11 protein-coding genes are annotated in these 12,301 nt (G+C 62.6%); 3 read left to right on the plus strand and 8 right to left on the minus strand.

Features of this window, described 5'->3' with window-relative positions; translation table 11 throughout:
• Positions 1-21 precede the first annotated feature (21 nt).
• Both QRN59_RS17375 and QRN59_RS17380 read right to left on the minus strand, forming a co-directional pair.
• Complete coding sequence (locus QRN59_RS17375) at positions 22-1,335, minus strand: CpaE/TadZ family protein (RefSeq protein WP_284983728.1); 1,314 nt, start codon at positions 1,333-1,335, stop codon at positions 22-24.
• Complete coding sequence (locus tag QRN59_RS17380; protein ID WP_284983791.1) at positions 1,332-1,976, minus strand: CpaB family protein; 645 nt, start codon at positions 1,974-1,976, stop codon at positions 1,332-1,334. Before QRN59_RS17380 ends, QRN59_RS17375 begins: the two co-directional genes overlap by 4 nt.
• A gap of 152 nt (positions 1,977-2,128) precedes the next feature.
• Here QRN59_RS17380 and QRN59_RS17385 point away from each other — a divergent pair, with 152 nt between their 5' ends.
• Entirely contained in the window at positions 2,129-2,344 is a 216-nt protein-coding gene (locus QRN59_RS17385) for a helix-turn-helix domain-containing protein (RefSeq protein ID WP_059387549.1), read from the plus strand.
• Positions 2,345-2,388: 44 nt separating this feature from the next.
• Here the strand turns inward: QRN59_RS17385 and QRN59_RS17390 are convergent, their stop codons facing one another.
• A complete protein-coding gene (locus QRN59_RS17390; RefSeq protein WP_284983729.1) occupies positions 2,389-2,961 on the minus strand; it encodes a hypothetical protein in 573 nt (190 codons plus the stop codon).
• Positions 2,962-3,115: 154 nt separating this feature from the next.
• Between QRN59_RS17390 and QRN59_RS17395 the strand changes: the two genes are divergently transcribed.
• Both QRN59_RS17395 and QRN59_RS17400 read left to right on the plus strand, forming a co-directional pair.
• Positions 3,116-3,901 carry a LysM peptidoglycan-binding domain-containing protein gene (locus tag QRN59_RS17395; RefSeq protein WP_284983730.1) on the plus strand — a complete coding sequence of 262 codons (786 nt, stop codon included), beginning with the start codon at positions 3,116-3,118 and terminating at the stop codon, positions 3,899-3,901.
• A 59-nt stretch (positions 3,902-3,960) separates the two neighbouring features.
• Complete coding sequence (locus QRN59_RS17400) at positions 3,961-4,476, plus strand: Rv3235 family protein (protein WP_284983731.1); 516 nt, start codon at positions 3,961-3,963, stop codon at positions 4,474-4,476.
• 143 nt (positions 4,477-4,619) lie between these two features.
• Here the strand turns inward: QRN59_RS17400 and secA are convergent, their stop codons facing one another.
• From secA to QRN59_RS17425, 5 genes are all read right to left on the minus strand, one after another.
• Positions 4,620-7,364 carry a preprotein translocase subunit SecA gene (gene secA, locus QRN59_RS17405; protein WP_284983732.1) on the minus strand — a complete coding sequence of 915 codons (2,745 nt, stop codon included), beginning with the start codon at positions 7,362-7,364 and terminating at the stop codon, positions 4,620-4,622.
• A gap of 134 nt (positions 7,365-7,498) precedes the next feature.
• The gene (locus tag QRN59_RS17410) at positions 7,499-8,740 is read right to left on the minus strand and encodes a winged helix-turn-helix domain-containing protein (protein ID WP_284983733.1); all 1,242 of its coding nucleotides are present in this window, start codon (positions 8,738-8,740) and stop codon (positions 7,499-7,501) included.
• Between the two features lie 32 nt (positions 8,741-8,772).
• Entirely contained in the window at positions 8,773-9,498 is a 726-nt protein-coding gene (gene hpf / locus QRN59_RS17415) for a ribosome hibernation-promoting factor, HPF/YfiA family (protein ID WP_234748144.1), read from the minus strand.
• Between the two features lie 125 nt (positions 9,499-9,623).
• The gene (locus QRN59_RS17420) at positions 9,624-10,535 is read right to left on the minus strand and encodes a ComF family protein (RefSeq protein WP_284983734.1); all 912 of its coding nucleotides are present in this window, start codon (positions 10,533-10,535) and stop codon (positions 9,624-9,626) included.
• Positions 10,536-10,615: 80 nt separating this feature from the next.
• Complete coding sequence (locus tag QRN59_RS17425) at positions 10,616-12,301, minus strand: LpqB family beta-propeller domain-containing protein (RefSeq protein WP_284983792.1); 1,686 nt, start codon at positions 12,299-12,301, stop codon at positions 10,616-10,618.

Consider the following 12,301-nt stretch of genomic DNA (forward strand, 5'->3'; position numbering starts at 1 on the left):
CTTGCAGCCCACATGGCGAGCCTAACGCTTTACACGACGCCTTGCTCTGGAATAAATGACAGAGGATTTGCCATTTTGCTGGACAGGTGCACAGACCATTTTGGCGATTGCGAGCCGCAAGGGAGATTCGGGCGCAGCTTCGAAGAGGACGGCACCGGACAACAAGGCTGCGTCGCAAGCTTCAGGATCGGATGGAAGGAATATCTCGATGCCATGACCGGGGCCGTACCGCTCCCATGCTTCGCGGAGTTCACGTTCGGGTGAGCGGCCGGCGGATGCTGCCCGGACCTTGTTCAAGACCACCCGGGGAGCTGCGTGCGGGACTGCCCGTTCCAGTTCCGCGAGGCCACGCACGAGTCGCGGAACCCCGACGGCATCGGCCGCACCGACGGCGTAAACGGTGTCCGCGAGTTCGATACTGCGGAGCGTTGCCGCATTGCGCCGAGGGGCCATGGTGTCGAAGCTGAGTTCCTCGTCCGATTCGAGGCAAAAACCTGCATCGACCACGACGACGTCCGCGATCTCCTTGGAGAGTTCGAGAACTGAGGAGAGCGCGGCGGCCCGGAGTTCCGTCCACCGGTCCGCGCGCGTAATGCCGGTAAGAACCCGGAAACTGGTGGCTTTAGCGAAGACCGGGGCGGCGATCCGCTTGAGGGATTCGGTATCCAACACCCCTTGATCCGCCAGTCGACAAGACTGCGCCAGTCCGGCGGACTCGTCCAGCAAGCCCAGCGACGCCGCGACACTTGCCCCGTAGCTGTCTGCATCGAGAAGGATCACTGAATTGCCTTCAGCCGCCAGCTCTGCGGCAATGTTGACAGCCACAAGGGTCCTGCCAGGTGCCCCGGTGGGCCCCCAGACGGCGATGATCCGGCCAGCCGCCGCCGGAACGGGCTCCGGTTCTTCCAGCGCATCGGTGGGACGGAGTTCCGCGGCGGTGTCGGCGAACCCGGAATCCCGCGGCTCCGCGCGTCGCCTACCTGGTCCGGGCAGCTGGCCCACGGCATCGGAGATCTTGGAAGCCAGCGTTGCCGAATCTACATCCAGGGACGCTGTCACGACGCCGATGCTGCGCAGGCGGCCCTCCTCCTCCGAGTCATCGCTCAGGGCAACGATGGAGACTCCGACAGCCGCCAGCCGGTCGACCAGCGACGCCGTCAATTCCTCGGCACCCTCGGCTATGACCGCTGCGCGCGCGAGACCGCTTTGGCAAGCGGCCAAAACTTCCGCGAGTTCGCCGCACCGACGCACCACCGTCACCGGCCCGTGGAGCCGCTCGAGTCCCCCGACCAAATCTTCCCGGGACTGCCCGACTGTGACAACGGGGATACTCACTTGCCGGCACCGCCCGGATTCCAAACCACGGCAATCTTCGCTTTATTCGCCTGCGCTCCAAGAAGTTTAGGCATCTGCTCATCGGTCACAAGGACGAGAACCACTTTCTCCCTGGACGTTCCGAGGGTGGAGGCACCCTCCGTGACCTGGGCGATCTCCGCAGCGGGCAACAGTAACTGCGGCGTGCCGAAACCGTTGCGCGCATCGGGGAGGGCTACCCAGACGTCAACGCGGGATCCCGCCATAGCCTGGGAAGGCAGTGATTCCTGGATCGCGATCGCCACCGGTTTACGGTCCAGGGTGTCAGCGGCCCCTAGGCTCTGCTGCGGGACGAGTTGGTTCTTGGCAATTCTCTGAACGGCAACTCTTCCTTCGGGCAGACCGTCAGCCAGAGTCACGTAACTGGACTCAATGTCGTCGAGCCTGACTTTGACGATCGCAAGATCCTCCTTGCTGACCCTCTGGCCCACGGCAATCGACTCGCGCGCGGCATACACCTGAATGGTGCGGTCCGCGGTTCCAACGATGGCGATGACTCCGGCCAGCGATGCCAAGACCAGAAGAATCCCCACCAAGAGTCGTGGATCCTTCCATGAGGGTCTCCTGAGCCGCGCTGCAGCGGCCGCGGTAGTTACACCCATCATGCTCCCCCGTTTGCATTGTTTGTCGGCGTCGACCTTCAGTGGCCTTTATTCTGACCGCAAGTGGGTCCCTTCGGGAAGCCAAATGCCTCAAATTACGTCAACCTGTGGATAACTCCGGCAAGTGGGTCGAACAGTGGCAAAATGGATGCATGCCCCGATTCCTCACCCTCGCTGATGTCGCCGAACAGCTTCAGATCAACTCGCCGCAGGCATACGCCTTGGTGCGAAGCGGAGAGCTCAAGGCCATCCAAGTGGGTGGAAGAGGCCAGTGGCGGGTCGAAGAGAAGATGCTGGAGCAGTACATCGAGGAACGCTATGCCGAGGCGAGCAGGATAATCCAAGAGGCCAAATCCAAGTCCTCCTGATCTCCCTACCCCCCAGGTAGCTGGGGTGGGGACGCTGGCCCGGACTACAAGTCTTGGCCCCGCAATGAACGCAGCGCGGCAAGAGACTGGAACGGGATTGTCGCCACAGACACGACGTTTCCGGACCGGCGGACTTCACCCGGCAACATGACAGCGAGATCAAAGTGGTCCCTGCCCACGCGATCAATGACGCCCCGCATCATCCGCTCCTCCCGCGCCGACTCAAGCAGGTGAACCGCCAGTTCCGCCCGGTCGCGGGCGAGCATTCGGAGTGCGCTGGCCAGGCCAAGCCGCTGTGACGCCGTCGATTGGCCTGCCCGCGACCGCCGGCCAAGACCCTGATAGGTCAATGCTGCCGTGACGGGCACCAGCCACTGGTGGCGACCTTCGTCGAGGACCAACGATTCGCTTCCGACATGGCTGAGCGTCCCGGACACCTGCGTCCCGGACCGCAGCGTCACATCAATCTTCTGGCCGATTGCTCCACGCAGCCTGTCGGAGACGTCGATTCCGGCCATCTCCACGCGGGCCCGCTCTGAAATTTCGGATTCAAGTCCCAGCAATCGTTCGGAGGCCAGTTGTGCCTCCATGTCTTCAAACAGTGCATCCCACCGCATTGCGTCAGCCTAAGCGGGCACCCCTCGATGGTCAATCTTTCTTCATCGACAACCAACCCCTAGACAAATATCCCTTGTCGTGATCAAAATTGATCAATCACCATCAAAAAACATTAAACGGCATTAAACGTCATCAACCGGGTAAGGGGAACCCATGGAACAGACGAACAGGATCGTTCGGAACGATGTTGCTATGGCGGCGACCATCCTGTTGCTCGCTCTTTTGCTCGCTGTCACCGGACTGATCTTGGTTGACCGATGGCACTCCGCAGCCGGACGACTCCAGGCACCCATGTTTGAGGACCTCCTGGGATTTGTCGCAACTGCCGCCGGTCTGGGGATCGGGGTCTGGTGGATCGCCACGTTCCTTCTGGCAATGGCCGCCGCGCTCCTCCAGCAATCGGGAAAGGACCGCTGCGCGAGCGCCACCGCCAAGCTCAGCCCTGCCTTCATGCGCAGACTGGCTGTTGCAATTCTGGGCCTGAATCTCGCGGGAATCCCCCTGGCGAATGCGTCACAGGCACAGCTTGAAACAGCGTGGAGCCAGGCAACCGGCTCAGCACCGTCCAGCGGCATCTCCGCCCAGTGGACACCCGCCTCGAGTCCATCTGCCCATCTCCCCGTTGTGCCCTCGCTTGAGTCCGGCCCATCAGAGATCGACCCCCATTGGCAACCTCGCGCACCTGCCGCCGAGCCGGGGCTTCTGGGAACCCGGCCACAGCGGGCCGCGGAACAGTCTGCCTCGCCGAATCAGGGCGAAGTGGTGGTGAGGCGAGGCGATTCACTGTGGTCGATTGCCGCCCGGCAGCTCGGCCCCATGGCAAGCGACGTCGACATCGCCCTCCACTGGCCGAAGTGGTACGCCGCAAACCGGCATGTCGTCGGAGACGACCCGGGTCTCCTTGTCCCGGGTCAGATCCTGCATCCGCCGCCTAGGTAGCTCCCCAACCGAACCACTACCAACCGCCGCCAACCAGCGATCCGTAATCGAGGAAGTCCATGAGCGCATCACCAGCCGGCCACAGCTTGACCAATGCAGTCCTCCAGGCGATTTCGCCACCCATTGACCCCCGTTCAATCGCGGCTTCGCCTCGCGCCAAAGCGAAAATGGACGGCCCGTCCGGCAGGGGGCCGTCTTCTCCCCGCAAAGCGGCCCAAATCCTCAGCCTCGACGGGGAAATCCGCGCGCTGGCCCGCAGCATCGCCCAAGCCGCGGTCGAAGTCCTTGCCGGCACCCGGCCCGCGCAACAGCTCTCACGGACCCTGGACCCCAGATGCCTCAACGCGCTGCAACACCGGGCCGCACTGACTCGGGCCCATGCTGCCACCGCCCAAGGCGGGCAGTCTCGCCTTCACCGAAGTCCGATGGTCCGCTCCGTGCGTGTCTGCGCGGTGAACGACGGAGTGTACGAGGCAAGCTTGGTTGTCTCGGAAGAACTCCGCTCCCGCGCCGTAGCCATGCGGCTTGAAGGGAGCAACGGCGCGTGGAAGGTCACCGCCCTCGAAATCGGCTGACGGCGGAGTTCATCACCAAACAACAAAACGGAGAAGGACCAGAACGCTCTGGTCCTTCTCCGTTTTCGCCGCAGGCATCCGTTGTTGGATGCGTCCGGCGGTTGCGGGCATCCGTCAGCTACATGCGTCAGGGAATCGCAGTGTCAGCGGCGCTTCTTCTTGTTGGATCCGCGCTGCTTGTCATCGGCGGCAGCCTTGGCGGGGTTGCCTGAGCGTCCCGAGGCCCGCCCTTCGACGCGGGTCTGGCTTGCGCCGTCTTCACCGGGTGCCGTGTACTGCAGCTGAACAGGCTTTTCCGGGGCTTCGAGGCCGGCCGCGCGGATCTGCGGATCGTGATGTTCCACGTGACCGCCTTCAGGGCTGCCATCGACCACCACCACGTCTTCAGCGGGCGTTACTTCCACTTCCAGGTTGTAGAGGAAGCCAACGCTCTCCTCGCGGATGGCCTCCATCATGCTCTGGAACATCGTGAATCCTTCACGCTGGTACTCGACCAGGGGATCCCTTTGGGCCATGGCACGCAGGCCAATGCCCTCTTTGAGGTAGTCCATCTCATAAAGGTGTTCCTGCCACTTGCGTCCAAGGACCGAGAGGACAACCCTGCGCTCAAGCTCGCGCATGTTCTCGGCGCCAATGGCTTCTTCCCGCTCCTTGTAAACGAGCTGCGCGTCAGAAAGGATCTCGTTTTTGAGGAATTCAACGGACACGCGAGCCTTGCCGCCGGCTTCGTCAATGATGTCCTGGGCCGTAACGGTTACCGGGTACAGCGTCTTGAGGTTGGTCCACAGCTGGTGGAAGTCCCAATCATCGCCGGTTCCCTCCACTGTCGCGGCATCGATCAGGGCGTTGATGGTGTCTTCGAGGAAGAACTGGACCTTTTCGTGCAGATCGTCGCCTTCCAGGATCCTGCGACGGTCGCCGTAGATGGCTTCACGTTGGCGGTTCAGGACGTCGTCGTACTTGAGGACGTTCTTCCGCTGCTCAGCGTTCCGCCCTTCGACCTGGCCCTGGGCTGAAGCGATTGCGCGGGACACGAGCTTGGATTCGAGGGCAACGTCGTCCGGCACCGAGCTGTTCATAAGGCGCTCGGCGGCACCGGAGTTGAAGAGCCTCATGAGGTCATCGGCCAGCGAAAGGTAGAAGCGGGACTCCCCCGGGTCACCCTGGCGGCCCGAGCGGCCGCGGAGCTGGTTGTCGATGCGACGGGATTCGTGGCGTTCCGTGCCCAGTACATACAGCCCGCCAAGTTCAAGCACTTCCTCATGCTCGTCCTTGACCGCCTGCTTGGCTGCTTCGAGTGCTTCCGGCCACGCGGCCTCGTACTCCTCGGAGTTTTCTTCCGGGTCCAGGCCCAGCTTTGCCAATTCGGCGATGGCCGTGAACTCGGCGTTTCCGCCCAGCATGATGTCAGTACCACGGCCGGCCATGTTGGTAGCGACCGTGACGGCGCCCTTGCGTCCCGCTTGCGCGACAATGGCGGCCTCGCGCGCGTGGTTCTTTGCGTTCAGGACCTCGTGCCGGATGCCTTCCTTGGCCAGCAGCTTGGCGAGGTATTCGCTCTTCTCCACGCTGGTGGTGCCGACGAGCACGGGTTGGCCTTTTTCGTGCCGTTCCGCGATGTCGTTCACGACGGCTTCGAACTTCACGATTTCGTTCTTGTACACGAGGTCGGACTGGTCGATGCGCTGCATGTCCCGGTTGGTGGGAATGGGCACCACGCCAAGCTTGTACGTGCTCATGAACTCTGCGGCTTCCGTTTCAGCGGTACCGGTCATGCCCGAGAGCTTGGAGTACATACGGAAGTAGTTCTGCAGGGTAACGGTGGCGAGGGTCTGGTTCTCAGCCTTGATCTCGACGTTTTCCTTGGCCTCGATCGCCTGGTGCATGCCTTCGTTGTAACGCCGTCCGGCAAGGATACGGCCGGTGTGTTCGTCAACAATGAGGACTTCGCCGTCCAGGATGACGTAGTCCTTGTCCCGCTTGAAGAGCTCTTTGGCCTTGATGGCGTTGTTCAGGAAACCGATGAGTGGGGTGTTGGCGGATTCGTAGAGGTTCTGGATGCCGAGGTAGTCCTCTACCTTCTCGATACCGGCTTCGAGAACACCGACAGTGCGCTTCTTTTCGTCGACCTCGTAGTCGATTTCAGGCTGGAGACGCTGCACGACCTTGGCGAATTCGCTGTACCAGCGGTTGGTGTCACCCTGGGCCGGACCGGAAATAATGAGCGGGGTACGCGCTTCGTCGATGAGGATGGAGTCCACTTCGTCGACAATTGCATAGTGGTGGCCGCGCTGCACAAGCTCGGATTTGTCCCACGCCATGTTGTCGCGCAAGTAGTCGAAGCCGAATTCGTTGTTGGTGCCATAGGTGATGTCTGCCGCGTACATCTGACGGCGCACTTCGGGATCCTGGCTGGACAGGATGCAACCGCTGCTAAGGCCAAGGAAGCGGTAGACGCGGCCCATGAGTTCGGACTGGTATTCGGCGAGGTAGTCGTTGACTGTAACGACGTGCACGCCCTTGCCGGCCAGGGCATTGAGGAAGGCCGGAGCGGTGGCCACAAGGGTCTTTCCTTCACCGGTCTTCATTTCGGCGATATTGCCGAGGTGGAGAGCGGCCCCGCCCATGAGCTGGACATCGAAGTGGCGCATCCCCAGGGTGCGGGAGGAAGCTTCACGCACGGCTGCGAAAGCCTCGGGCAAGAGATCGTCCAGCTTCTCGCCGTCCTCGTGACGGGCGCGCAGCCTGTCCGTCTCCTCGCGCAATTCGGCGTCGGAGAAGGTCTTGAAGGAGTCTTCGAGGGCGTTGATGGAATCGGCATAGGTCCGCAGTTGCCTCAGGGTTTTTTTGTCACCCGTGCGGAGAAGTTTTTCGATAAGTGATGCCACGTAAAGTTGCTCCCAGTCTCAAGCTGCCGAATTCTGGCGGTTTCAGTCTACGGGAGAGACCAACGCCGCGCGGCCTCGTTTCCCTGAGAGCGGAGCGCAGGCGCCCGCAGGCCGCCACCGGAGACTTCTGGACCTCAGCCGCGGGCCACTGCCGAGGCAAGCGCCGGCGAGAGATCGCCCATCGGTGACACGACGACGTCGTCGAGCCCCAGCCACTCGGCCATAAGCCGCAGCTCAGCGGAAAGCTCGACGGCGGTGTCCGCCGGGGCGTCCGGCTCGGCATGGGCGGCACGCACCAGAAGCTGCTTGGCCGAACGATCGGCCTTGAGGTCCACGCGCGCGACCACGGCGTCCCGGAGGAGGAAGGGCAGCACGTAGTAGCCGAACTTTCGCTTATCCGCCGGTGTGTAGATTTCGATCCGGTAGTGGAAGCCGAACAACTCCTCGAGCCTTCTACGCTCAAAGATCAGTGAATCAAACGGGCTGAGCAGCGCGCGGCCCGTGGCGGCCCGGGGAAGCCGGGCATCCGCATGCCGGTACACAGCCCGGTCCCAGCCACGCACCGTGACCGGCTCCAGGCGCCCGGCGGCAACGAGCCTGTCGATCGAGGCTGCAGCGGCCTTCACCGGAGTCCGGAAGTAATCGGCGAAGCAGCGGATTGTTCCGATGCCATGGGCCTGGGCTGCGGCGTCGATCAGCCGGTCCATGGCCGCCGTCGCCATGTCGGAGCCACTGTCCGGGAACGCTCCCGAGCGAGCGGTGGCGGCAGCCATTCCGGGCGGCAGAACCCGCGATGTCAGCGTGTACCGGCGCTCGAACTGCTCTGTCCTCGACGCGGCCGTCACGAGCCCCTCTTCAAACAAGTGCTCCAAAACCCTCTTGACCAGGTTCCAGTTCCAGCCCCAGTTATCGTGCTGCCGGTCTTCTTGGTGCCCCAGGTGCGCGGTCAACTGAGCGGCAGTCATGGGGCGCCCGGTTGCGAGCGAGTCGAGGATCCGCTTGGCCATGTCCTCCCGGATTCCGCGTTCCAAGTGGGCCGCTCCTACCCACGCACGGTTTTGCCAAAGCAGCAGATCCTGGAAGTGTTCCGGGCGGATGAAGCTCGCCTCGTGCGCCCAGTATTCCATCATGCGCCGCGGACTTCGCCCGGCCATCGCATGGAGGATGCTTCGGTCGTAGTTACCAAGCCTGGAGAAGAATGGAAGGTAATGACTGCGTGAGAGGACATTGACGGAGTCGATCTGCACCACCTGGAGCCGGGCAAAGGTGCGGCCCACCGTCCGTGAAGTCACGGGGCCGGTGGGCCGTTCCTTGTCCAGTCCTTGGGCTGCCAATGCAATCCGCCGTGCCTGCAACAGGCTCAGCGAAGCGGCCATGCCAGTCCTTTCATGGGAAATACGAATGCGGCCTAGGCTGTGGCGGCCTGGTCATTCGAACGGTAAGCGTGGATCTTTTCCTCCACGGGTTCGTCTCCTGGTTCGCATGTGGAGTCCAGAGTGATTACTCCATATGTCCAGCCACGGCGGCGGTAGACGACCGACGGCGTGTTGGTTTCCTTGTCCACGAACAGGTAGAAATTGTGGCCCACCAACTCCATGTTGTCCACCGCGTCATCAAGGGTGAGCGAAGCGGCGGGGAAAACCTTGCGACGAATCAGGACCGGGGAATCACCGGCCGGAATGTCGTTGTCGACATCGTAGGGCGAGGTCTCCACCGGTGGCGTCGTTGGCTCCTGGTGGTTGCTGGCCTCTACGTAAATGGGTTCGCTCGCGCTGGCAGGCTCAAGCGTCGCAGTAGCCTCACGAACGGCTTTGGGGGTGTGGCGGCCGTGGTGGACCTTCTTGCGGTCCTTGGCCCTACGGAGTCTTTCCAGCAGTTTGCTATAGGCGAGATCAAAGGCGGCAAATTTGTCAGCGGCGCTTGCTTCGGCCCGGATCACAGGGCCCCGGCCCAGAACTGTCACTTCCACCGTGAGCTGGCCCGGTGTCTGGCGCGGGTTGGTTTCCTTTGAAACCTTCGCGTCAACCCTCTGGACCTTGTCCCCAAGCGATTCAATCTTTGAAATCTTCTCGCCGGCATACTCGCGGAAGCGATCCGAAACGGTCAGATTACGGCCGCTGATCATGAACTCCATGGTGCCCTCCAAACAACTCAGGTGACACGATAAGGGCGCTTCTCGGGGCTGATCTGACGGACAGTCGAGCCCCTTTCCGAGCCGCTATCGACAGGTACATCTGTTCTTGGTACCCATAATCGACGTTAGTTCATCGCCACTGGTAATTCATCCTTTCGTAACTTATTTTTTGTTTGAGTCGGTGTGGGCGGCGTGTCCGGACCGCCCACAGGCGGCTCGCTACCGGCCGGCGGCCGGGTGGCTGCAAGGACCACCGCGCCACACACCACGCCTCCCGCCGCCGAGACTGCCCGGGCGGCTTCGGCGAGGGTGGCACCTGTGGTGAGGACGTCGTCGACGATGACGCATGCCCTACCCTCCAAGGAACCTTTGCGGAACAGGCGAACGGTCATGGAGCCCCGGACACGGCGCGCGCGCTCTCCGCGGCCCAGGCCCTTTTGCCCGTTTCCCCGTCCGGGCGCCTTCTTCAACGCATCCGTCATGTGCAGACCCGGCAAAGCGTCGATGCGCCACAGGCGGCCGAGCAGGAGATGGACCGGACTGAATCCGCGGCGCCGGTAGGCCGCGTTGCTGCTGGGAACAGGTACAAGACAGATGCCCACCCCGTCTCCAACGGCGGCCCGGATGGCCTTGCCCAGTGCGGGCGCGAGCACCGAGGCAAGCCGTCCCTGGCCTAGATGCTTGAAAGAAAGCAGGGCCTGGGCCAGTTCGTCCCGATAGTGTCCGCCCGCGACTACGGGCAGGATCACGGCCCCGTCCACCGTGAGCAATGCCGGCGCCTGTCCTTCAGCGCGGAATGGACGGGTGCACAGAAGGCGCAACCGCCGTGCACAGGCGCCGCAGAGCGCCGTATCCTCGGAACCGCAGCAGACACATTCCACCGGGGCCAGAACGGCCAGCAGCTCGACGAAGGCCTCGCCAACGCCCTGCGCCAGCCTCGCCAATCGCGCGGGATGGACTCCCCGATGGCGCGCGCCCTCACCCCGGACGACGGTGAGGTCAGGGTCACGCGCTCGGTAACCGCTGTCAGTACGCATGCCCCAAGCATCTGGCTCCCCGCCTACGGCCAACACTCCCGAAACGCCCTATGTGGAAAACCGCCCTTCGCGGAGAAAGCCTAGCCCGGGAAGGAAGGGTCTACCGGGCCCTTGAGTTGCAGTTCCCAGCCGTTGCCTACTCGTTGGAACACGCCAGCGCCCGACTGTCCGAAAATCTGCTCCGGTCCATTGCCCGCGCTGATAGTCGTCAGGTTCGGCCATGCCGGCAACAGCTGCGGCTGGCTCGATGTCAGGGACAACAGTTCGGGAACCACGTTCTCAGTTGATGAGGCTTTCATCACCGCGACTGTCGTGGAATTGACCCAAACCCCTTGATCAACGGGAGCGGAAGAGAACAAGGTTATGGGTGCAGTCAAATCCTTGGGGGTGCCGTCAGAATTGCGGACAATACCGGTCACCTGCACCGATGACTTGCCGTTCATTTCCGAGATGACCAGTGCGCGCGTCCCTTCACGGGATATCCGGAAGTCCCTCACCACACGCCCTGCCAACCATGCCGGCGTCATCGTCACCGTGGGGACGGGCTGGCCTTGAGGAACGTTGGACGGTTTGAACGCCACGACCTCGATGGCACCGTTGGCTCCCGGACCTGCCGTCCAGACCCAGTCCTGAGGGCTGAAGGAAGGATGGCTCAGGGTGCTCCTGGTTGTCAGTTGGCGGGCTGGTTGGCCGGGAATCATCGAATACAGGGTGGTTCCGGCACCGTTGAGGAAGGCCACGGCCTGGGACGTCGGAGACTCGGCGGGAGCGCTCGGGTTCAGTGCGGCCACCGGCTGCATATCCGGAAGGGCCGAGACCCTGTTGTTCTCGTAGCGGACGAGTTCGTCGTTGCTGACGGCGATTTGGCGCGCAGGAGCATTCTTCTCAAGCACCGGCGGCAGGACCGAGCCGTTGTCCTCCACGCGGACAAGATCCTGGTCAGCCCGTAACTGAACGTTCACCACGTCCGGTTGGCTACGGAAGGTCAGGGTCAGTTGGTTTTGCATCCGCTGCCGGTCCTCGGCAGACGCATCCACGAGTTCCTTCGCCGAAAGGTCCACTTGGGCTGCTCCCGACACTACCGGCACCGACTCCCGGGCCAGCTTCATGCTCGAAGGAAAAGCACTGACCACCGCACCCTGGAGGTAGGGCGCAGGACCGTCGAGCAAGGCGCTGGTCATCGCCTTGACGGTGTTCTTCTTGATGAACCACCGGACGTCCGGAACCGCATACGTGAATGTGGGGTCGTAGAAATAGATGGGCTGGGCCGCGTAGATGACTTTGAACGTCTCTTCCGGGATCGCGGTGCCGTCCGGGACCGCCGAGATCCGCCATTCGCCGTCGACCTGTTCCAGGGTCACTGGAATTGTCTCGGTGGTTCCTTCCGGGAACTGCGTCGCAACGCCGTCGGCGTCTACCGCGTAGGCGAGGTCCAACTGGTACTTGAACTCGTTTTCCACACCTGTCTTGACGACGGTCGCCTTCCTGAAAACGAGCGTGCGTTTGTCGGACTTCCAGCTGACGGACAGCGCCTGCGTGAGGTACTGCCGGGCTACGGCGTAGTCGCCTTCGTAACCGCTGCCTGCACCGTAGAAGTCTTCGATGATGGACTCGGGGGTGGCGCCGGAGTGTGGCGGCGGAGGGAAGAAGACCGGGGCGTTCGGGTTGCCCGCGCTTTCGTCCTTGCTCTTTCCCACGGGACCGGACCGCGGGATCTGCGCGCAGGAACTGAGGACCACCATGAGGACAGCAAGAACGGCGATCAT

Origin of the sequence: Arthrobacter sp. efr-133-TYG-118, assembly GCF_030209755.1 — a bacterium.
Classification (GTDB): Bacteria; Actinomycetota; Actinomycetes; order Actinomycetales; family Micrococcaceae; genus Arthrobacter.

Bases quoted from the DNA above. Each gene is read 5' to 3' on its own strand.
- QRN59_RS17380 (WP_284983791.1), bottom strand. From the start codon at position 1,976: ATGGGTGTAACTACCGCGGCCGCTGCAGCGCGGCTCAGGAGACCCTCA.
- QRN59_RS17385 (WP_059387549.1), top strand. From the start codon at position 2,129: ATGCCCCGATTCCTCACCCTCGCTGATGTCGCCGAACAGCTTCAGATC.
- QRN59_RS17390 (WP_284983729.1), bottom strand. From the start codon at position 2,961: ATGCGGTGGGATGCACTGTTTGAAGACATGGAGGCACAACTGGCCTCC.
- QRN59_RS17395 (WP_284983730.1), top strand. From the start codon at position 3,116: ATGGAACAGACGAACAGGATCGTTCGGAACGATGTTGCTATGGCGGCG.
- QRN59_RS17400 (WP_284983731.1), top strand. From the start codon at position 3,961: ATGAGCGCATCACCAGCCGGCCACAGCTTGACCAATGCAGTCCTCCAG.
- QRN59_RS17410 (WP_284983733.1), bottom strand. From the start codon at position 8,740: ATGGCCGCTTCGCTGAGCCTGTTGCAGGCACGGCGGATTGCATTGGCA.
- hpf (WP_234748144.1), bottom strand. From the start codon at position 9,498: ATGGAGTTCATGATCAGCGGCCGTAATCTGACCGTTTCGGATCGCTTC.
- QRN59_RS17420 (WP_284983734.1), bottom strand. From the start codon at position 10,535: ATGCGTACTGACAGCGGTTACCGAGCGCGTGACCCTGACCTCACCGTC.
- QRN59_RS17425 (WP_284983792.1), bottom strand. From the start codon at position 12,301: ATGATCGCCGTTCTTGCTGTCCTCATGGTGGTCCTCAGTTCCTGCGCG.